Below are 20,409 nucleotides of genomic sequence, written 5' to 3'. Positions count from 1 at the left end.
TCGGAGCTTTCCTCGGGCCGCTTCACAGTCCCTCCGAGAGGGTGCCGATACGGGACCGATGTGGATAACTCGCCAAGCTGTATCCACATGGCCCGGTTCGGGTTGCGGCTTGTGAAATTCCAAGGTCACCATGGTGTTCATGGTGACCTTTTCCATATTTCAAGCACCCGCACGCGGCTCGTTGAAGCGCCGTCGTGCGTTGTCCTATGCCCGGCGGCTGGCCGCGGCCCTGTGCGCCGGTCTGGCCGTGCTGTTCGGCTTGCAGGCCGTGCTCGCCACCATCGAGACCTCGCCGGTGGTGGTGGCCGTCAATCCGATTCGGCGGGGAGCGACGATTGGCGCCGAGGACGTGCAGGTGGTGGCGATGCCGGCCGGCGCGTTGGGGCCGTCCATGGTCGAGGAGACGGCGGACGTGGTGAGCGGCATCGCGCAGATCGACATCGCGGCCGGGGACGCGATCACCGTGCATATGGCCCGGAACGCCCCGTTGGCCCCGACCGGAACCACGGTGATCGCGGTGCGTTTGGCCAGCAGTCCCGATGAACTGCTACCGGGTGATGAGGTGAGTCTGGTGTCCGCCGTGGGGTGTGATGGGGCCGATTGCATGCTGGCGGAGAATGCGCTGGTGATGGGTGTGAAGGGGCGCGGTGCGGGCGGCGATGACGGTGACGACAGCGGTGGTTCGGGTTCGCTTGCATCCGTATATGGGGATGATGCGAAGACGGTGTCCTGCGCGATGAAGCCGGAGGACGCCGCCAAGGTGATGGAGCTGCAGGAAGCCGGTGCGGTCATTGCGGTGATGCGGTAGGCGAGCGGAATCGGCCTGCGACCGATGCTGTTTTGGCCCGCGGGCTTTGCCCGCTCCGCTGCTCTCCCCCAGTCAGCTTCGCTGACAGCCCCCTCGCCAGAGGGGGCCCAGGTTTATATCAACTTTCTCGGCTCCCCTTGTCAGGACATTGCCGTGAAGCAAACAGCGGAGCTGTTTGTAGGCGATGTGCGAGACGACAGTCGAGCCAGCAGGTCTCGAACGAAGTTCGTCCTTAATTGCAGGATGAGCTGGCGGCGAAGCCGACTGAGGGGTAGTCCCGAGGGATTACTGACGTTCGTTGAATACGGCCCAATGAGCTGAGCCGTTATAGGAAAGTCCAGTGGACTTTCCTAGGCGAAGTGAGCGACTGCCCCATAAGCAGTCGCGAAGGCCGCCTCATTGGGCGGTGTTCAACGCCGTTCGTTGAACACCGCCCAATGAGGCGGCAGCTCGCCGAGGATGCGACGATCGTCGTCGGCCTGGCGTTGCTGGGCGGTCTGCATGTCCGAGGGCTCGAGCTTGACGCCGTCGGCGTCGAAGCTCTCCGTGCCCTTCATCACCACGCGCTTGTGCTTGCGCGGCGTGCGGCGCGTGGCCGAGTACTCAGCCATGGCTACTTGACCTCGCCGTAGATCTCGCTGATGCGCGCCACAATGCGGTCCACTTCCTTGTCCGGGTTGACGAACGCGGCCACGCTCCACACGGTCATCACGTTCCAGCCCAGGGAGATCAGATCCTGCGCGGACAGGCGGTGACGGCGGCGCGTGGACTGCACGGACATGAAGTTCGCATCGTCGGTCTGCACGGCGAGGGCGAACGGCTTGTCCTTGACGCCCACGACCAGCGGGATCCTGATGCCCTTGTCGAAGCCGTATTCGAGCGCGGTCTCAAGGCCACGGGCGCGCAGTCGGTCGGCGATGTCCGCGAAGAGCATGTTCTCGGTGGCCGCGTTCTTGACCGGCAGCACCGGACGGCCGTCGAGTTGGCCCGCCCAGGTGAGCATGGTCTTGAGGAACTTCGGGCCGGGCTGGTGCAGGCGCTCGTCCTCCATCTCCTCGGGGCCGAACGCGGAGACGATGTCCAGATCATGATCGGCCAGCGCCAGCGCGTCGAGCAGCATGCCGCGGCCGCCTTCGGATTCGAGCACGCCGAACTGCTGCAGCAGGCGGCCATGCACGGTCTTGGCGTAGCACAGCGAAATGATCACGTCGGTGGCCTGACTGCCGGCCACATCACGCAGGTTCACCAGACGCACGTGACGCAGGAACCGGTTCATCGCCTCGGACTTGGAGGCCAGCGACTTGAGCTCCGCGCCGAGACGGGTGCGGAAGGCGTCGGTCAGGACCACCACGGCCAGACGGTAGCTGGCGGGCACCACGGTGAAGCGGCCGGCTCGTTCGGTGATGATGCGCACCACCTCGTCGATCTCCTGCTGGCTGGATTCCACCAGTCCGGTGGACATGACAGGCACGCCGTTGGCCTCCACACGGTGGAAATGCACTTCACCCGCGGCCGGTTCGGTGGTCACATCGTAGCGGACGGAACCATAGCCCTCGGATTCCAGGAAGGCGGCCAGACGAGGCGGCCTGCGGGAGGGTTCGGACTCCACCTCGACGCGCGGCAGCATGTCGATGAGCTGGCGCACGGATTCGGATGTGGTGGTGGCGCAGTGCGCGATGATCACCACCTGGCGCACGCGGGCCAGCACGGACAGCAGTTCGATGGACGGCATGTGCGAGCAGGCATCCAGAATCGCCACGTCCGCAAGGCCTTCGGGCTCGGTGAGCGCGGCCAGCGTGCCCGGCGAGGCCACCAGAATCGGCTTGGCGGCGGCCAGGATCTCCGGGTGGTTGCGGCGGATGCGGCTCAGCTGCACGTTGGCGCGCCCGGCGAGCGCGGTGTGCAGCTGGTTGGCCTCCTGCGTGCGGGAGAAGAGCATGTCGCACAGGCGTCGCATGGACTCCTGCGCCACCATCGGGCCCACGGAGCGCACGTGCTCCACGTCCACCTGGGCGAAGCGATCGGAGGCGGTCTGCAGCACGGAGCCATCCTGGTTGGAGATGATGGCGGAGGAACGCACGATGTCCTCGAACACCGTGGTCCACCAGGCCAGCTGCACCTCGCCGCGAATCTGCTCCACGGTGGCATGGCGGGCGGTCAGGTCGGCCACCAGCTCGTTCAGGCCGGCGGCGGCGAAGTCCTGTTCGAGGCAGCAGCGCTCGGGCAGGGTGTCGAGGGCCTTGCGGTCGTCGAGCAGGGCCTTCAGGCGGGCCTCGACCTTGGTGAAGTCGTCGGTCTCCAGGTTGCCGCCGGAGGGCGTGGTGGCCAGGACGGCGTCGAGCGCCGTCATGTTGGTCATCAGCGCTTCCTGGGTGGAGATGATCTCATCCAGCTTGGTGGGCAGTACCGGCCAACCGCCGTGGGGCACGAACTCGTGCCACTGCTCGCCCTGCTTGGCCACCACCTTGAGCGCCTCGTGCAGGTCCTCGACCTGGGCGCCCACGCGCAACAGGCCCTTGGCCTCCTTGATGTGGCGGCGACGCTCCCAGAAGCCCATGGACGTGCCCTCGGCCTTGCGCACGGCCTTGGGCTTGGTGGCCTCGATCATGGCATCGATGTCCCGTTCGAAGATCTCGGGCTGGAACACGTCGAGCACTCGCCTGAGGTTCTTGAGCACGGTGACCTGCTTGCCCCACTCGTAGCTGCTCACAGGCACGGGGAAGCCGCAGGTCTGCACGGTGCGGGCCACCTGGTCGCGCGTGGCGGGCAGGAACTTGCGCAGCAGGTCGTCCACGCGCTGGTAGGCGGTCACGGCATCCTGCTCGGTGGTCAGGGAGGCACGGTACCAGGCCGTGTCCTCGGGACCGATGGAGAATTCGCCGAGTTCGCCGGCACGCTCCAGCTTGCCGATCCACGATTCCATGTTCTCGCCCACGGTCAGGGCGCTCTGTTCCTTCAAGCGCACGTGGGTGGCCGGGTGCGTGGGCAGCACGGAGATGCGGGCCAGGTTCTGGATGGTCTCGTAGGCGGAGACCTTCCACTTCTCGTTCACGCCGTGCAGGTCGCCCAGATAACGGGTCAGACGGGAGCGCACGCCCACGAGCTCGTCGGCCAGCTGGTCGAAGCGCTGCGTGGCGACGCCCGGCTGGAAGCCCACGGCGGCGATGAGTTGCTGGTCGATGGCCGTGTTCGCATGCTCGTCCGCCACGTCCAGCAGCTGGGCCTTCATCTCGTTGGCGGCGGCCACCTGCATGAAGCGGCGGCGCTGTTCGGCGACTCCCGGCACGTACAGCACGGAGCGGCCGTTCATCAGGCAACGGGATGCGATGGCCACGGCGGTTTCCGCGGTGCCCTTGGAGAAGGCGCCGTCCACGACCACACTATGGCCGGAGGCCGCCAGGGATGCGGCGTATCGCACGGTGTTGTCGGCGTCGCCCACCTCGTATTCGGTGTGCGGGTCGGCGTCGAACGGGCTGTACTGCGGCAGGTCCACGGCCTTGAGCGTGGCCTGGGCGCTTTCGCTGCCGGCCAATGCGTCGAGCAGCGTGTTGCCGGTGGGGCCGGCCTTGAGCTGGTCGATGGTGCGACGGGCTTCGCTGACCATCAGCGAGGACGGGTCCATCAGGCAGCCGAGCAGGATCTGGCGTTCGATGCTGAAGTCCGCGATGCGCTCGTCCGCCTCGGTGGCGATGCGGGAGAACATGGCGGAGGTCTCCGGGGTGCCGGAGTCGTAGTTGGAGCCGTCGAACAGGGCGTCCTCGTCCAGGAACACGCCCTGCTCACGCAGCGCGTTCACGAATGCGTTGTTGAGGCCCACGCGGCCGGAGAAGCGGATGGAGGGCACGCCGTCCTTGGGTACGGTGACGTCCACCGGATAAAGCAGCACGGGCAGTGCGTTGCCCTTCCACGTGGCCACGCCCACCACCAGGGACAGTTCGGCCACGCCGGAGACGCGGCGCTTGGCGGACTGGTCGTCCAGCACGCGGGCCACATGGCGTTCGGCGGCCTTGAGCACGCCGGAGTCGCGGAACAGCGAGTCCAGCATCACATGGCCGGAGGCGAACAGCTGGGCCACGCCGGAGGGATGGGCGTGGGTCATGTCCAGTTTGGCGGTCAGCTGGCTCACGTCTTCCAGCGGGGAGGGCGCCAGCATGCCGCGGTACTGGTCGCGCCAGCGGCGGATACGGTTGAGTCCGGCCTCGATGGCGCGCTGCTGGGCCTGCGACTGGAGGGTCGGGACCGGCTGCGCGGGCGACTGGGCCGTGTTCTGCTCGGCCGCCTCGCCCTGGCCGTTCTGGCCGTTCTGGCCGTCAATCGACGGGTTTTCGTTCGTCTGGTTCTGAGTCATCCTCGGGCTCACTTTCCAACCGCTTCGCGGTATTCCTGATAGCCCTTGTTGTGTGCCAGGGCCTCATCGATGTCGGCCTCGCCTCGCGCGGCGAGCCATGCGTACATGTCGTCATACAGATACGGGTTCATGGCCAGGAACGCCAGCAGTTCCGGGTGGCGGGCGATCTCGAACTGCATCGAGAAATCCTGCGTGCGCTTGGCGTCGTCCGAGGTCAGTCCATCGACCTCGATCACTTCCTCCTGGGCCTTGAGTTCGCCCTTGGCCACACGGTCGAACACCGAACCGGGCTCGAAGGCGGGCGAGTAGACGCCTGCGGCGTCCGGGTCGTCGTTGCCGACAATGCCGGTGGCGGCGTTTTGCTGCGTCGAGGCAGCGGCATCGTCGGACGGCTGCTGCGCGTCTTCACCGGATGCGCCGGACACGATGTCGGAAGACTGATGCTGATCCGCCGGGTTCGTCATCGCGGAGGGATCGGACGTGACGATCGGTTCGGCGGAATCGTTTCGCGCGTCGCCGGCGGCGGGCTGCTGGCTTCCGGACGGTGACTGGGACTGCTGTCCGCCCTGTTCCGGCTGGGTCACGGCGTTCGCGGTGTTGCCGGCGTTCGTCTCGACGTTCGAGGCGGCTGGGCGGGTCACGGCATGGGCGATGGCGTCCACCGGCACCACATCCGGCACCGACGTGCGGATCACCGGACGAGCGGACTGCGGCACCACACGGGTCCACTCGTCGCGGGAGGTCTCCGTTGCGCCTGCGGCGGGCGTACCCGCGAACAGGCCGGACTGACCGGGCTCACCGGCACGATCGGATTGACCGGACTGACCAGCGTCGGATGCGCTGGTGCCGGGGACTTCGAAGTCGTCGCCATGCTCCGGCTCGGACTGCTGGGAGAGCGCGTCGGCGAACAGGTCGCGCGGCTTGGCGGGCTCCTCCGGCTTGGTGGCGAGCTGCGGGATGCTGAGGCTGTCCAGGATCATCGCGTCCTCGCGGACCTTGCGCTTGACCATGTCTGCGCTGAACATGGCGGTGGGCTCGCCGGCGCGCAGGTCGAGGATGTCGTCCACGGACATGTCCGCGGCGTCCGGTTCCTGCGGGGCCTCCCCCACGGCGTAACCGAACAGGTCAGGGACTTGCGGGTGCTCATCGGTGTCATCCGATTCCTCGATGCGGATGAAGTCGGCCGGCACATCGCCGAACTGCATGCGCATCGGTGAGGTGGGCAGCAGGAAGTCGGCGTTGGCAGGCAGGCGCAGCAGGTCGCCGTTGTCCCGGACCACGTAGGAGCCGTTGGTGGAGCCGAGGTCGCGCACATAGCCGGCGCCGTTCTCGCGCACGCCGAACAGCGCATGGCGCTTGGACATGGATTTGGTCTGATCGACGATGTCGATGCGCGTGTTGCCGTCATCGGCAAGGGGACGCAGCGGCTTGCGGCCTATCTCCACGCTTTCGCCCGGTTTGACGCTGGCCTGGTCAGCACCATTGATTCGCACCGTCCATTCACTCACCGTGACTGCCTCCCTCAACACACTACTGGCCATACTACGTGCCATTGTGTCATTACTTCACGATTTTCGGCGTATTTGCCGTGGCTTTGGCACAGGACGTACGCCTGACGGTTCCGCCGCTTTCCACGATGGGGCGCACGACTCCGGAATGCGGAAAACCCCGCAGCCTGCATGCAGGTGCGGGGTTCCCCAAAAAGCTATGTGAGTTGCGGCTTATGCCGCGCAAATCACTTGAGCTCGACGGAAGCGCCAGCCTCTTCCAGCTGAGCCTTGGCCTTCTCGGCGTCTTCCTTCTTGGCCTTCTCCAGGACGGCCTTCGGAGCGCCGTCGACGAGAGCCTTGGCCTCGGCCAGGCCGAGGTTGGTGATGGCGCGGACGGCCTTGATGACCTGGATCTTCTTGTCGCCAACGGCGGAGAGGATGACGTCGAACTCGTCCTTCTCCTCCTCAGCGGCGGCAGCGGCCGGAGCGGCAGCGGCAACAGCGGCGACCGGGGCAGCAGCCTCGACGTCGAACTTCTCCTCGAAGGCCTTCACGAACTCGGAGAGCTCGACCAGGGTCATCTCGCCGAAGGCTTCCAGCAGCTCATCGTTGGTGTACTTAGCCATTATGGCTTCCTTTCAAATCTTGGCAGTGGACGAAGTGGAGATCCACCGCCTAAATAAACCTTGTTTATTGAATTATCGAAGCATCTGATTCAAGCCGCGAAGGCGAAAATCAGGCAGCCTTCTCCTGCTTTTCGCGCAGGGCGTCGATCGTACGCACGGCCTTGGTCGGCAGAGCGTTGAACAGGTACGCGGCCTTGGCCATCGTAGCCTTGACGTCGCCGGCGAACTCGGCGAGCAGCTGCGGGCGGGACTTGAGGTCCGCCAGCTTCTTGGCACCCTCGGCATCGTAGACGGTGCCGTCAGCGGCAGCACCCTTGATGACGAGAGCCTTGTTGTCCTTGGCGAAGTCACGGATGACCTTCGCAGCCTCAATGAAGTCGCCCTTCACGAAGGTGATGGCGGTCGGGCCAGCGAGAATCTCATCGAGACCCTCGATACCCGCTTCCTTGGCGGCGATGCGAGCCAGCGTGTTCTTAGCCACAGTGTAGGAAGTATCGCGGCCTAGCTTTTCGCGCAGATCGGAGATCTGCGGAACGGTAAGCCCGCGGTACTCGGTCAGGTAGACAGCGTCAGCGTTACGGAACTGCTCCGTAAGCTGGGCGACCACCACTTCCTTTTCGGGCCTCTTCATGGCGTTCCTTCCTTAGTCGGCCGTTGACTTTTGTCCGGAAACGTCTGGCAGGGCAATAAAAAAGCCCTGCGCACAGGCAGAGCAACATAATCTCGCAAGCGCTAACTTGCTGGCCCTTGACGGGCTTATATCTCTCAACCTGCGCTGGCCTGGCGAACCAAACTTCGGAAATACGCTCACGCGCACTTCAACCAACGGTCTGTGGTTTACGAGTGGATAGATTATGATGTGGTGACGACAACGTGGAATTCGGGCGTGTCGCGGGCGGATTGGGCGTCAGGCGGTTTTGGCGGGCTCCCCTCAGTCAGCTTCGCTGACAGTTCCCCCTCGGGGAGGGGAGCCTGCGTCTTATTTCCCAGTTCCTCTCCTTGAGAGGAGCTGTCGCCGACGGCGACTGAGGGGATTCTGCCCCAGAAAGGCACCGTCACAACGTGGCGGCGTACTGGGCCACCGATGCGGTGACTTCCTTGAGATAGTCGAGCGAGCGGCGCCAATGGCCGGGCACCTCGATGGAGTGGTTGGCGTCCGGGTACTCGTGCACGTGCGGGGTCAGGGCGTTGGCGCGGATGCGGTCGTAGAACGGGTCGGCGGTGCCGGCGCACACCAGCGGTGCCGGACCCGGATAGCGCGAACCGGCCGCGTGCGAGCTGCCGGAATGCTCGGAACGGATCACCTCGGCCGCGACCTCGACGGACGGGGCCTCGGGCTCGCCCACGATGTCGTCGCCCACGGCGGGCACCGGAATCACGCGCGCGGACGGATCGAAGTCGGCGTGGTGCAGCACCGGCGTGAGCAGCACGAACGGCAGGCCGTAGTGCGAGGCCACATGCGGGTAGGTCATGGTGGTCAGGGACTTGCCGATGAGCAGGAGGCGCTGGGGCTTGGCAGGCGATGCGGAACCGGCGGAGGACGATGCTCCCGTCACCATGCCGGAATCGCCGGCAGACCCACTGCCGGACGTTACGCCGGAATCACCGGAAGCAAAGGCCGTGTTCACGCTCTGGGCGGCATCACCCTGCGCATCCTTGCCCGCTGACTTGCCACGCACGGACTTGACCCAGCCGTCAATGGCCTCGTTGAGCACGGGAATCACGGTGGACAGGTCGTCCGAAGCATTGCGCACATTCATGCGGTCGATGCGCCAGCCGGCCTCGGCCAGGGCCTGCGCCGCCCAGTAGAGCAGAGGGCGATCGCAGTTGTAGCCGGTGCCCGGCATGAGCAGCACGCGGCCGTGCTCCTGGCCCGGTTTGACGACGTTCTTCCTCCACGACGTGATGCTCACTTCGACCGCTGACTTCATCTGCTCTCCCCTATCGCGCACTCGAACGCGCCTCTACGCCTTTTTGCCCGTCATTCATTCTTCGGCACCGGCAGACCATATATACGGTGACACCCGTTGGCGTCCGGCGATGCCCGCTGTCCACATTAGTCCCGCCAAGCGCCAAGGACCTCCCGGACAGCTAAGCAATCAGCGCGAATGGCCGACCTATCCCGCATCGGCTCATGCCATGGCAGCCGGCCGAATCCCGGCGATACGTCACAGATCCGTTTTCTAGCGGTCCTTTCAGTACAGAAGCCGCCGCTTTCTAGACCGAAATGACCGCAGCCCGGCCTCGGCCCTCACTTGAAGGCGATGGGATCGGCATCGCCGCCAAAACAAGCGCGTTATAGGCGTGGTTTATAATCGGCCACGGTTCTGATCGGGCGAGCGGCACCGGACGTGTGTCTGCCGGGCCGGTCAGGGCGAGTCGCAATTCTCGCCGGGGCCGCCGCTGCCGAGCATATTTCAGCCGCGACAAAAGAGCCCCGCACAACCCAAGGAAGTAGAGAGTATGGAGAAGTTCTTCCATCTGAAGGAGAACAACACGACGGCCTCGACCGAGATCCTGGCCGGTCTGACCACGTTCTTCGCGATGGCGTACATCATCGTCGTCAACCCGCAGATCCTGTCCAAGACGGGTATGCCGTGGGGCGGCGTGTTCCTGGCCACCATCATCGCGGCCATCATCGGCACCCTGGTCATGGGCCTGTTCGCCAACGTGCCGTACGCGCAGGCGGCCGGCATGGGCCTCAACGCATTCTTCACCTACACGGTGTGCTTCGGCCTGGGCTTCACCTGGCAGCAGACCCTGTGCATGGTGTTCCTGTGTGGTCTGATCAACATCGTCATCACCGTCACCAAGATCCGCAAGATGATCATCATGGCCATCCCCGAGGTACTGCAGCAGGCCATCGGCGGTGGCATCGGCCTGTTCGTGGCGTACGTGGGCATGCTGAACGTGGGCCTCATCAAGTTCACCCCCGGCGACGCCAAGGAGGCCGCCAAGGGCGGTGCCGTGGCCGCCACCCCGGGTCTGGCCGAGTTCAACGACAAGGTGCTGTGGGTCTTCCTCATCGGTCTCGTGCTGGCCATCGTCTTCACGGTCATGAAGGTCAAGGGCGGTCTGCTGCTGGCCATCGCCATCACCACCGTGGCCGGCATCCCGTTCGGCGTGACCAACTTCGGCTCCTCCGTGTCCATCTCCGAGACCTTCTCCCAGCTGCCGCAGACCTTCGGCGCGATCTTCTCCGCCGACGGCTTCCCGGCGCTGTTCTCCGATCCGACCAAGCTTCCGCTCGTGATCGTGACGATCTTCGCCTTCTCCATGTCCGACACCTTCGACACGCTGGGCACGTTCATCGGCACCGGCCGCCGCACCGGCATCTTCTCCGCCGCCGATGAGGAGGCCCTGGAGAACGGCCACGGCTTCTCCTCCAAGATGGACAAGGCCCTGTTCGCCGACTCCATCGCCACGTCCATCGGCGCCATCTGCGGCACCTCCAACACCACGACCTATGTGGAGTCCTCCGCCGGCATCGCCGCGGGCGGCCGCACCGGCCTGACCTCCGTGGTGGTGGCCATCTGCTTCGCGCTGTCCGCGTTCCTGGCCCCGGTGATCTCCGCCGTGCCGTCCGCGGCCACCGCAGGCGTGCTGGTGATCGTGGGCTGCCTGATGGCCGCCTCGCTGAAGGAAATCGACTGGGCCAACATCGACGACGCCATCCCGGCGTTCTTCGCGGCCGTATTCATGGCCTTCTCCTACTCCATCTCCTACGGTATCGCCGGCGGCTTCATCATGTACTGCATCGTGAAGACCTGCAAGGGCAAGGCCAAGGAGGTCCACCCGCTGCTGTGGATCGTCTCCGCGCTGTTCATCCTGGACTTCGTGTGCATGGCGCTGCTGTAGTACGAGCGCTGTAGACAACAAACATAAACCCGCATCGATTCGTTCGGTGCGGGTTTATTTTTGGCTCTGTTAAACCAAGATTGACATGAATTCCATTGGACTACCCCTCAGTCGGCTTCGCCGACAGCTCGTCCTGCAATTAGGGACGAACTTCGTTCGCAGTCCACTGGCTCGACTGTCGTCTCGCACATCGCCTACAAACAGCTCTGCTGTTTGCATCACGGCGATGTCCTGGGGAGCCAAGAATAAGGGTCATGTCAATCTTGGTTTAACAGAGCCTTTTTGCCGCCGGTACATTCCCAATCCACTTGAAGAAGGACTCTCAAACGGGCCATACGCATCCTTCGGCGTCGGTTTCATGCTATTAGCGAGCGGAAACTAGCACGAAACGGACGCAAATCGGCCAGCGAGCGTCGGTTTCACGCTAGGACTGCATGCCTTCTAGCACAGAACCGACGCTGAATGGTGGTTTTGCGTCGGTTTCTTGCTAGCCGCATGGGTCTTCTAGCAAGAAACCGACGCCCGCACGCCCATAGACAGCCCACCGCACCCCGGCCGTTCCCTCTCCAAAACGCGGGAAGCCCCGCACGGCAGATATATGCCATGCGGGGCTTCCGCTGTTGATAGAGGGACGGCGACTTCCGTCGCGGACAACGGAGCTACGCACTGGTTGCTGCTCGGCTATCGCCGAGTCTTCGCCTACAAACAGTCCACCGGACTGTTTGCTTGACGGCTCAGCAGCTCCGTCGCTGATCGTTTGACGGAAAAGCCCCGCCCGAAGCGGGGCCCTTCCGTCAAACGATCAGCCGAAACGACCGGAGATGTAACGCTCGGCCTCGGCGTTCTGGGGGTTGTTGAACATCGTGGTGGTGTCCGCGAAGTACTCCAGGTGGCCCGGCTGGCCCACGGCCTTCAGGTTGAAGAAGGCCGTGTAGTCGGCGATACGGGCGGCCTGCTGCATGTTGTGGGTCACGATCACGATGGTGTAGTCGTCCTTGAGCTCGTTGATCAGATCCTCAACGGCCAGGGTGGAGATCGGGTCGAGGGCGGAGCAGGGCTCGTCCATGAGCACCACCTGCGGGTGGACGGCCACGGCGCGGGCGATGCACAGACGCTGCTGCTGGCCGCCGGACAGGCCGATGCCAGGGTTGTCAAGACGATCCTTGACCTCGTTCCACAGGTTGGCGCCGCGCAGGGCCCACTCGACCAGATCGTCCGCGTCGGACTTGCTGATGTGCTTGTTGTTCAGACGCACACCGGCGAGCACGTTCTCGCGGATGGACATGGTCGGGAACGGGTTCGGGCGCTGGAAGACCATGCCCACGTCACGACGGACGGAGACGGGGTCCACGTCCTTGTCGTACAGGTTCTTGCCCTCGAGCAGGACCTCGCCCTCGACGTGCGCGCCGGGGATGAGCTCGTGCATGCGGTCGAGCGTGCGCAGCACGGTGGACTTGCCGCAGCCGGACGGGCCGATGAAGGCGGTGACCTTGTTCGCCTCGATGTTGATGTTCACATCCTCCACGGCCAGGAAGTCGCCGTAGTAGATGTTCTCGTGGTTGACGTCAATACGTTGTCCCATGATGTTTCCTTATTGTTTTTATGTCTTCTGACGATTATGGACTACCCTCAGTCGGCTTCGCCGCCAGCTCATCCTGCAATTAAGGACGAACTTCGTTCGTGTTCTGTTGGCTCGACTGTCGTCTCGCACATTGCCTACAAACAGCTCCGCTATTTGCTTCACGGCAATGTCCTGACAAGGGGAGCCGAGAGAGGTGTCTTTAGCGCTCGGTCTTGACGGCGAAGACCTTCGCCACCAGGCGGCCGATGAGGTTGAGCACCAGCACCACGATGATCAGCACGAGGGCGGCGGCCCAGGCGCGTTCCATCGGGATGGTGGTCACGCAGTCCGCGGTGGCGTTGGCCGGGCAGTTGGCGGAGAGCTTGGAGTACTCCTGGTAGACGTACACAGGCAGCGTGGTCATCTGGCCGGCGAACAGGTTGACGTTCGTGCTGGCGATGTAGCCTGCGGTCATGAGCAGCGGTGCGGTCTCGCCGATCACGCGGGCGATGGCGAGGATGCAGCCGGAGACGATGCCCGGCAGGGCCGTACGCAGCACGATCTTGGTGATGGTGCGCTGCTTGGTGACGCCGAGGGCCAGGGAAGCCTCACGCAGATCGTTCGGCACGATCTTGAGCATCTCCTCGCAGGACTTGACCACGGTGGGCAGCATCAGCAGGGAGAGTGCCACGGAGCCTTCGAAACCGTTGATGGTGCCGGGGCCGAACACGATGGTGAACATCGAGAAGGCGAACAGACCGGCGACGATGGAAGGAATGCCGCTCATCACGTCGACCAGCAGGGAGATGGTCATGGCGAGCTTGCCACCATGTGCGTATTCGACGAGGTACACGGCGCACATGATGCCGATCGGGATGGAGATCAGCATGGCGCCGCCGGTGATCTCCAGGGTGCCGATGATGGCGTGGAGCACGCCGCCGTAGCCGCCGGAGGGGGTCGGGTTGCCGCCGACCACACCGGTCATGTTGTAGCTCAGGAAGTTGAGGTTCAGACGCTTGAAGCCGTTGACGATGGTGGTGTACAGCACGGAGATCAGCGGGATGCAGGCGATCACGAAGGCCAGCGCGATCAGGCCGGACATGAACATGTCCTTGCCCTTGCGGTACTGCTCGGAGGAGCGGGTGGGGCGGAACTTGTCGAAGTCGATGACGGGCGCGCCGTCAAGGTTCTTCTTCTTGGTTTCTTCAGCCATCAGGCACCTGCCTTCTCAGTGATCTTGCGAGCCGCGAAGTTGACGATGAAGGTGATGAGGAACAGGATCAGACCGGTTCCGATCAGCACGGAAACACCAAGATCGTTGGCTTCGGGGCACTGGGCGGCAATGTTGGATGCGATCGCGTTGCTCTGGGAGGCCTGCAGGATCTTGATGGAGTAGCCGGTGACGCTCGGGGAGAGGATCATCAACACGGCCATCGTCTCGCCAAGTGCACGACCGAGGGCCAGCATGGATGCGGAGACGATGCCGGAGCGGCCGAACGGAATCACGGCCAGCTTGATCATCTCCCACTTGGTGGCGCCTAGACCGTAGGCGGCCTCCTGCTGGAGGGTCGGGGTCTGCAGGAAGATATCGCGCGACATGGAGGTGATGATCGGCAGGACCATCACGGCGAGCACCACGGCCACGGTGGCCACCGTACGCTGCGGGTTGGCGGCGGGGCCGGCGAACAGCGGGAACCAGCCCAAATGGTTGGCCACCCAGTTCCAGAACGGGTAGATGGCGGGCACCAGGATCAGGCCGCCCCACAGACCGTAGATAACGGAGGGGATTGCGGCGAGCAGGTCGATGACGTAGCTCAGACCGGTGGCGACGCTCTTCGGCGCGTAGTGCGAGATGAACAGGGCGATGCCGATGGACACGAAGAACGCGATGATCAGGGCCAAGATGGAGATGAGCACCGTACCGAACAGCAACGGCAGCACGTAGCCCCAGAAGCTGGAGACCTTGCCGCCGGTGAAGCTGGAGATGGTCTCGCTGTTGGCCTTCTGGTCGCCGCCGATGAGCGGCCACGCGCGGAAGAAGAGGAAGAGGAACACGGCTGCGAGCACGACCAGGATCAGGATGCCGCAGGCGTAGGCCACGCCGCGGAACACCTTGTCGGCGGTTTTGCCGCCGGAGGGTTGCAGAGCCGTTTTGTCTTGCGAACTCACGGATTCTCCTTAACGAAGGATTTTCTTGAGGATGGGGTTTCAGCCAGATGATCGGGCCGTTCGGCGCCGTTTTCGGACATGTGCCTTAACCGGCTTTGAGCCGCAGCCGTAGAGGTGCTACGACTGCGGCTCAAAGTTCCGACTGCAGTGCAGTCTGCTATTCGGTTATCGGATCAGGATCCGTGCCCGTGCCGTATGTGAGGCCCGTGCGATCACTTGGTCTTGATGGCTTCGATGGACTTGGTGATCTGAGAGGTCAGGCTGGACGGCAGCGGAGCGGAGCCGGCGGCGTCCTGAGCGGCCTTCTGGCCCTCGGCGGAAGTGACGTAGGTCAGCCAAGCCTTGGCGAACTCACCCTGCTTGGCATCCTTGTAGGCCGGGCAGACGATGTCGTAGGAGACCAGGACGATCGGGTAGGCGCCGTCGGCCTCGGTGGCGTGGTTGATCTTGACGACCACGCGGTTCTCGCCCTTGGCGGTGTCGTCGAGCTTGGAGTCCTCGATGACCTTGGAGCCGGCCTCGGCGGAAATCTCGTTGTACTTGTCGCCGACCTTGATGGCGGCGGTGCCGAGGTCACCGACCTGGGAGAAGTCGGCGTAACCGATGGTGCCGTCGGCCTGCTTGACGGTGGAGATCACGCCGGAAGTGCCCTTGGCGCCCTGGCCGACCTCGTTCGGCCAGTTCTCGGACAGGTCGTAGGTCCAGGCGTCAGGAGCCTGATCCTTGAAGTAGGAGACGAAGTTCTGGGTGGTGCCGGACTTATCGGAACGGTGAACCACGGTGATCGGGGTGGCCGGCAGCTTCAGATCCTTGTTCTGGTCCTGGATGGCCGGATCGTTCCAGGTGGTGATCTTGCCGTCGAAGATCTTGGCGGCGGTGGCGGCGTCGAGGTTGACGTGCTTGCCGGCGTCGGAAACGCCCTTCAGGTTGAAGACGATGGCGATCGGGGAGATGTAGACCGGCACGTCGAAGGCCTGGCCGGAGGCGCAGACGGACTTGGACTTGGCGATGTCGTCGTCGGACAGGGCCTTGTCAGAGCCGGCCCAGGCGGTGGCGCCGGTCAGGAAGGTGGTCACGCCGGCGCCGGAACCGGTGGGGTTGTAGGCGATCTTGGCATCCGGGTTGGTGCCCTGGAAGCCGGCGATCCAAGCCTCGACGGCGGCCTGCTGGGAGGTGGCGCCGGCGCCCTGGAAGTCACCGGAGATCGGGGTGGACTTGGAGGAGGAGTCGGTGGAAGAAGAGTTGGTGTTGGTGGAAGCGGTGTTGTCGCCGCAAGCAGCCACGGAAGCAAGCATCACAATGCCGGAAAGGGCGGCAAGGGAGCGAACGAGAATGTTCTTCTGCATGATTTCTTGAATTCCCTCTATCAATGTTCGCGGGTCCGAACGGCCCGTTCGATTCATGACAACTACAAGCCTATGGGCGGTTGGAGGGCGGGGAGCACGAAATCAGTAAACGGAAGATGAACACTTGCTGATGAATGCGACTACGTTTGCGCTACGTAGTTTGTGGGTGCGCGGCCGGAATAAAAATGCTCCCGATGGCGGGAGCATGATATACGGACCTTGGTCGGACGGCCGACCGGCTTACTCGGCGGGCGTATCAATCTTGTAGCCGAGGCCGCGCACGGTGGTCAAGTACTTGGGGTGTGCCGGATCCTCCTCGATCTTGGAGCGCACGCGCTTGACGTGCACGTCGAGGGTCTTGGTGTCCCCCACGTAGTCGGAGCCCCAGATGCGGTCGATGAGCTGGTGGCGGGTCATCACGCGGCCCTTGTTCTGCATGAGGTATTCCAGCAGCTCGAATTCCTTGAGCGGGAAGAACACGGTTTCGCCGCGCACGGTGACCTGGTGCTGGCCCACCTGCATGGCGATGTCGCCGCAGACCAGCGGGATGTCGTCGTCCACGGAGCCGGAGGCCTGCATGGTGGCCTGGTTGCGGCGCATGACGGCGCGGATGCGGGCCAGCAGTTCACGGAACGAATACGGCTTGGTCACGTAATCGTCCGCGCCGATCTCCAGGCCCACGACCTTGTCGATCTCGGCGCTTTTGGCGGTGAGCATGATGATCGGCACACGGCTCTGCTCGCGGATGCGGCGGCACAGCGCGGTGCCGTCGATGCCGGGCAGCATGAGGTCGAGCAGCACCAGATCGATGCCGCCCTTGGTGAACAGTTCCAGCCCCTCCTCGCCGGTGGCGGCGGCGGACACGTCGTAGCCTTCGCGCGTGAGCTGGTAAACCAGCGGCTCACGATAGGATTCCTCGTCTTCGACGATAAGAATGCGCGTCATAGTAGCCTTTCTCGGGTAGGTTCCCGTGCGCATCGGCACAAAATTTCCAGATTCCATCGTAACCATTCGCTCTCTGTTTGCCTGCTGTTTGACTGAAGTACGTAATTCTGCGGTATGTCTACGCCGGATGCCGCGCATGGTGCCCCGCCCTGCAGCGCGTGGCGCAAGTTCCCACGGTGTCCGCCGAAAGGCTTCCGCGATGCGCGATCACCGGTACGCGCATCGCTTACGGACGCGGCCACCCGTGCGTCACTGCCGCGTGCGTTCGCCCGTGCCGTCGCCGCCGTGCTCCTCCGGAGCCTCGGGCATGGTGATGGTGAACGTGGACCCCTCGCCCTCGCGCGACCATACGGCGATCTTGCCGCCGTTCTCCTGCACGCAGTGCTTGGTGATGGCCAGCCCCAGTCCCGAGCCGCCGGTCTGGCGGGAGCGGGCGGGATCGACCCGGTAGAACCGCTCGAAAATGCGGTCCAGCGACTGTTCGGGGATGCCGATGCCCTGATCGACCACGCGGATGACCACGCGGCCGCCCTGTTCGCTCACGCCCACGGCCACGGTGGTGTGCTCGGGCGAATAGTGGATGGCGTTCTCCACCAGGTTCTTGACGGCGGTGTTCATCGCCTCCTTGTCGGCGACGATGGCCGGTGCCTTCGGGGCTTCGACCGGATCCTCGCCCTCTCCCTCGTCCAGTGGCACGGGCTTGCCATTGACGCTCAGACGGATGTCCACATGCCGCGCGTCCGCCTGCACGCGGTTGGCGGCGATGCCGGCGCGGGCCACGTCCAGCGCCGAAATACGCTCCGGGTTCATCACGCCCTGCGAGGTCTGGGCTTTCTGCAGGTCGATGAGATGGCGGACGAGCTCGGTCAGACGCGCGGATTCCTTGGTGATGCGGCCGGAGAAGTAGCGGACTGCGTCCGGGTCGTCGGCGGCGTCGGTGATGGTCTCGGCGAGCAGCGAGATCGCGCCGGCCGGGGTCTTGAGCTCATGCGAGACGTTGGTCACGAAGTCGCGGCGCACGGCCTCGAAGCGGCGCTGCTCGGACACGTCGTTGATGAGGATGGCGTAGAGGTCGTCGTCGATATCGCCGATGCGCACGCGCAGGTACAGCGTGTTGGACGGCAGCGACTGGCCGGCCTCGATGCCCTTGCCGTTCAGGGTCGGGAACTGGTTGCGGTGGACGGGCAGCTGGACCTCGCGTTCGCGCACGCCGCCGTCGGACGCGGCCTGGGTGAGGATGTCCTCGACCTCGCGCGAGTTGAGGCGGCCGCTGGACACCAGGCCGAACGGCACCGAACCGGGACTGGCGTAGTGGACGGTGCCGTTGCGGTCGGTCACGATCAGGGCTTCGGGCAGGACTTCGACGAGACGTCGTTCGGTGGGACGCACCGGCACATCACGGCCGAAGAGCGACCATGCGTCCTCGTCCGTGGCGGCGGCCTCCTCGGCGGCTTTGCGCCCGGCGACGCGACCCTTGTTGTACGCGATGACGACGGCCCACGCCAGAACCAACGCGGCGAGCACCACAAGTACGACGAATTTCCAGATTCCCATGGCTTCTAGCCTAAAACGCCCGGGATGTAGCGCCACGGCCAAACTACGTAAGTTCGCCTACTGTTCATCTAGTTTTGCGTGCGACGACAACAAAAAACGCCGCCTCCCGCGAAAACGGAAGACGGCGTTTTGTCTGTATCAGCCTTGATCAGGCCTGTCTGTCAGGGCTCACAGATCGTAGTCCTTGTCCTTGCTTTCCTTGATGAGGAACAGGGCGAGCAGGGCGACGGCGGCCATGATGGCCATGTACCAGCCCACACCGGCCACGCCGAACTTGGAGGTGACCAGGGCCTGGGCGATGGTCGGGGCGAACGCGCCACCGAAGATGGCGGCGAGGTTGTAGCTCAGGCCGGCGCCGGAGTAGCGCACGTGCACCGGGAACAGCTCGGGCAGGTAGGCGCCGCACGGTCCGAAGAGGCTGCCCATGAACACGAAGCCCACGCACAGGAAGATCATGATGTGCGCCGCGGAGTGCACGAGGAGCAGCGGGGTGAAGAAGCTGAACACCAGCGTGCAGAAGGTCGCCGCGATGAGCACCTTCTTGCGGCCGATCTTATCGGCATACACGCAGGAGATGATGATGAAGATGGCGAAGAAGATCACGGAGGTCATCTGCATGAGCAGGTACTCGCCCTGCGTGAACTTCAGGCCCTTGACGCCGTAGGCCAGGGACCAGGTGCCGAGGATGTAGAACAGCGTGTAGGTGATGCCCATGGCCACGGTGCCGAGAAGGACTTCCTTCCAGTACGGCAGCAGGTCGGTCAGCGGGTGCTTGGAGGTGCGCTTCTCGTCGGAGGCCTTCTGGAACACCGGGGTCTCGGACATGCGGGCACGCACGTACAGGCCGATGGCAACCAGCACGGCGGAGCACAGGAACGGGATACGCCAGCCGAAGGCCACCATCTGCTCCTGGCTCAGGTTGGACTCGAGCAGCAGGTTCAGGCCGTAGGCGCAGAAGAAGCCGATCGGGGCGCCGAGGTTCGGGAAGGAACCGTACAGGGCGCGCTTGTCGGCCGGGGCGTTCTCGGTGGCCACCAGCGCGGCGCCGGACCATTCGCCGGCGAGACCCACGCCCTGGCAGGCACGGCAGATGCACAGGATCACCACGGACCATGCGCCGATCTGGTCATAGCCGGGCAGGCAGCCGACCAGGAAGGTGGCGATGCCCATGGTCATCAGGGCGATCACCAGGGTCTTCTTGCGGCCCATCTTGTCGCCGAAGTGGCCGAACAGCATGGAGCCGAACGGACGGGCCAGGAAGGAGACGGCGAACGTGACGAACGCCATCAGCGTGGCGAGCGCCTGGTTGGACTTGGCGACTTCGGTGAAGAACACCATACCGAAGTAGCTGGCGGCTGCGATGGAATAGCAGTAGTTGTCGTAGAACTCGATGGCCGTACCGACCATGGATGCGGCGATGATCTCGGGAACCGAATCCTTCTTCACCGGTTTCGTCATCGCTGCGGATGCACTTGCAGACATGTTTCCTCTTCCCCTCATGCTGCATGGATTCCGCGTATTACCTATCCGCGGATATCTGTCTTCACGAAATGAAGCACAGCGACCGGCATGCGGAGGAAGGGTTGGTATGGCTTGTGGCCCCAGCGACGTTACCCCCACACATCGCTGTGCCTGACGCATGAGTATGGCTCAAGCGACGGCGGGGGTGGCGAGAACGCTCACATAGTGCACAGGTGGTCCGTG

15 protein-coding genes are annotated in these 20,409 nt (G+C 64.1%); 2 read left to right on the top strand and 13 right to left on the bottom strand.

Annotated elements, in window-relative coordinates; genetic code table 11:
• The first annotated feature begins 139 nt into the window (after positions 1-139).
• Positions 140-808 carry an SAF domain-containing protein gene (locus DF196_RS11045; RefSeq protein ID WP_109057880.1) on the top strand — a complete coding sequence of 223 codons (669 nt, stop codon included), beginning with the start codon at positions 140-142 and terminating at the stop codon, positions 806-808.
• 410 nt (positions 809-1,218) lie between these two features.
• Here the strand turns inward: DF196_RS11045 and DF196_RS11040 are convergent, their stop codons facing one another.
• From DF196_RS11040 to DF196_RS11010, 6 genes are all read right to left on the bottom strand, one after another.
• Positions 1,219-1,419 carry a hypothetical protein gene (locus DF196_RS11040; RefSeq protein ID WP_109057864.1) on the bottom strand — a complete coding sequence of 67 codons (201 nt, stop codon included), beginning with the start codon at positions 1,417-1,419 and terminating at the stop codon, positions 1,219-1,221.
• A gap of 2 nt (positions 1,420-1,421) precedes the next feature.
• Positions 1,422-5,156, bottom strand: coding sequence for a helicase (locus tag DF196_RS11035; RefSeq protein ID WP_158276318.1), 3,735 nt, complete (start codon positions 5,154-5,156; stop codon positions 1,422-1,424).
• Positions 5,157-5,164: 8 nt separating this feature from the next.
• Positions 5,165-6,664: an FHA domain-containing protein gene (locus DF196_RS11030; protein ID WP_170115057.1), complete on the bottom strand. Its 1,500-nt coding sequence runs from the start codon at positions 6,662-6,664 to the stop codon at positions 5,165-5,167.
• Between the two features lie 227 nt (positions 6,665-6,891).
• A complete protein-coding gene (gene rplL, locus DF196_RS11025; protein ID WP_109057862.1) occupies positions 6,892-7,272 on the bottom strand; it encodes a 50S ribosomal protein L7/L12 in 381 nt (126 codons plus the stop codon).
• Positions 7,273-7,381: 109 nt separating this feature from the next.
• Complete coding sequence (gene rplJ, locus DF196_RS11020) at positions 7,382-7,903, bottom strand: 50S ribosomal protein L10 (RefSeq protein WP_109057861.1); 522 nt, start codon at positions 7,901-7,903, stop codon at positions 7,382-7,384.
• A 424-nt stretch (positions 7,904-8,327) separates the two neighbouring features.
• Positions 8,328-9,203, bottom strand: a complete 876-nt coding sequence (locus DF196_RS11010; RefSeq protein WP_109057860.1) for a hypothetical protein — start codon at positions 9,201-9,203, stop codon at positions 8,328-8,330.
• A gap of 532 nt (positions 9,204-9,735) precedes the next feature.
• Here DF196_RS11010 and DF196_RS11005 point away from each other — a divergent pair.
• Positions 9,736-11,130, top strand: coding sequence for an NCS2 family permease (locus DF196_RS11005; protein WP_109057859.1), 1,395 nt, complete (start codon positions 9,736-9,738; stop codon positions 11,128-11,130).
• A gap of 802 nt (positions 11,131-11,932) precedes the next feature.
• On the opposite strand, the gene pstB is transcribed toward DF196_RS11005, so the two are convergent.
• The 7 genes from pstB to DF196_RS10970 all read right to left on the bottom strand — a co-directional run bounded on the left by pstB (position 11,933) and on the right by DF196_RS10970 (position 20,187).
• Complete coding sequence (pstB, locus tag DF196_RS11000; protein ID WP_033890559.1) at positions 11,933-12,712, bottom strand: phosphate ABC transporter ATP-binding protein PstB; 780 nt, start codon at positions 12,710-12,712, stop codon at positions 11,933-11,935.
• Between the two features lie 199 nt (positions 12,713-12,911).
• Positions 12,912-13,904, bottom strand: a complete 993-nt coding sequence (gene pstA, locus DF196_RS10995) for a phosphate ABC transporter permease PstA (protein WP_109057858.1) — start codon at positions 13,902-13,904, stop codon at positions 12,912-12,914.
• Entirely contained in the window at positions 13,904-14,860 is a 957-nt protein-coding gene (gene pstC / locus DF196_RS10990; protein WP_109057857.1) for a phosphate ABC transporter permease subunit PstC, read from the bottom strand. The genes pstA and pstC overlap by 1 nt, the downstream gene beginning before the upstream one ends.
• A 212-nt stretch (positions 14,861-15,072) precedes the next feature.
• The gene (gene pstS, locus DF196_RS10985; RefSeq protein WP_109057856.1) at positions 15,073-16,206 is read right to left on the bottom strand and encodes a phosphate ABC transporter substrate-binding protein PstS; all 1,134 of its coding nucleotides are present in this window, start codon (positions 16,204-16,206) and stop codon (positions 15,073-15,075) included.
• A gap of 240 nt (positions 16,207-16,446) precedes the next feature.
• Complete coding sequence (locus tag DF196_RS10980) at positions 16,447-17,151, bottom strand: response regulator transcription factor (RefSeq protein ID WP_170115056.1); 705 nt, start codon at positions 17,149-17,151, stop codon at positions 16,447-16,449.
• Positions 17,152-17,400: 249 nt separating this feature from the next.
• Complete coding sequence (locus DF196_RS10975; protein WP_109057854.1) at positions 17,401-18,705, bottom strand: sensor histidine kinase; 1,305 nt, start codon at positions 18,703-18,705, stop codon at positions 17,401-17,403.
• Between the two features lie 168 nt (positions 18,706-18,873).
• Complete coding sequence (locus tag DF196_RS10970; protein WP_109057853.1) at positions 18,874-20,187, bottom strand: MFS transporter; 1,314 nt, start codon at positions 20,185-20,187, stop codon at positions 18,874-18,876.
• Between the last annotated feature and the right edge of the window lie 222 nt (positions 20,188-20,409).

Origin of the sequence: Bifidobacterium callitrichidarum (genome assembly GCF_003129905.1) — a bacterium.
GTDB lineage: Bacteria > Actinomycetota > Actinomycetes > Actinomycetales > Bifidobacteriaceae > Bifidobacterium > Bifidobacterium callitrichidarum.
This window is presented reverse-complemented; position numbering and strand designations above follow the sequence as displayed.

Bases quoted from the DNA above. Each gene is read 5' to 3' on its own strand.
- DF196_RS11010 (WP_109057860.1), bottom strand. From the start codon at position 9,203: ATGAAGTCAGCGGTCGAAGTGAGCATCACGTCGTGGAGGAAGAACGTC.
- pstB (WP_033890559.1), bottom strand. From the start codon at position 12,712: ATGGGACAACGTATTGACGTCAACCACGAGAACATCTACTACGGCGAC.
- DF196_RS11040 (WP_109057864.1), bottom strand. From the start codon at position 1,419: ATGGCTGAGTACTCGGCCACGCGCCGCACGCCGCGCAAGCACAAGCGC.
- DF196_RS11005 (WP_109057859.1), top strand. From the start codon at position 9,736: ATGGAGAAGTTCTTCCATCTGAAGGAGAACAACACGACGGCCTCGACC.
- DF196_RS10975 (WP_109057854.1), bottom strand. From the start codon at position 18,705: ATGGGAATCTGGAAATTCGTCGTACTTGTGGTGCTCGCCGCGTTGGTT.
- pstA (WP_109057858.1), bottom strand. From the start codon at position 13,904: ATGGCTGAAGAAACCAAGAAGAAGAACCTTGACGGCGCGCCCGTCATC.
- rplJ (WP_109057861.1), bottom strand. From the start codon at position 7,903: ATGAAGAGGCCCGAAAAGGAAGTGGTGGTCGCCCAGCTTACGGAGCAG.
- DF196_RS11045 (WP_109057880.1), top strand. From the start codon at position 140: ATGGTGACCTTTTCCATATTTCAAGCACCCGCACGCGGCTCGTTGAAG.
- pstS (WP_109057856.1), bottom strand. From the start codon at position 16,206: ATGCAGAAGAACATTCTCGTTCGCTCCCTTGCCGCCCTTTCCGGCATT.
- DF196_RS11035 (WP_158276318.1), bottom strand. From the start codon at position 5,156: ATGACTCAGAACCAGACGAACGAAAACCCGTCGATTGACGGCCAGAAC.
- DF196_RS10970 (WP_109057853.1), bottom strand. From the start codon at position 20,187: ATGTCTGCAAGTGCATCCGCAGCGATGACGAAACCGGTGAAGAAGGAT.
- rplL (WP_109057862.1), bottom strand. From the start codon at position 7,272: ATGGCTAAGTACACCAACGATGAGCTGCTGGAAGCCTTCGGCGAGATG.
- DF196_RS10980 (WP_170115056.1), bottom strand. From the start codon at position 17,151: ATGACGCGCATTCTTATCGTCGAAGACGAGGAATCCTATCGTGAGCCG.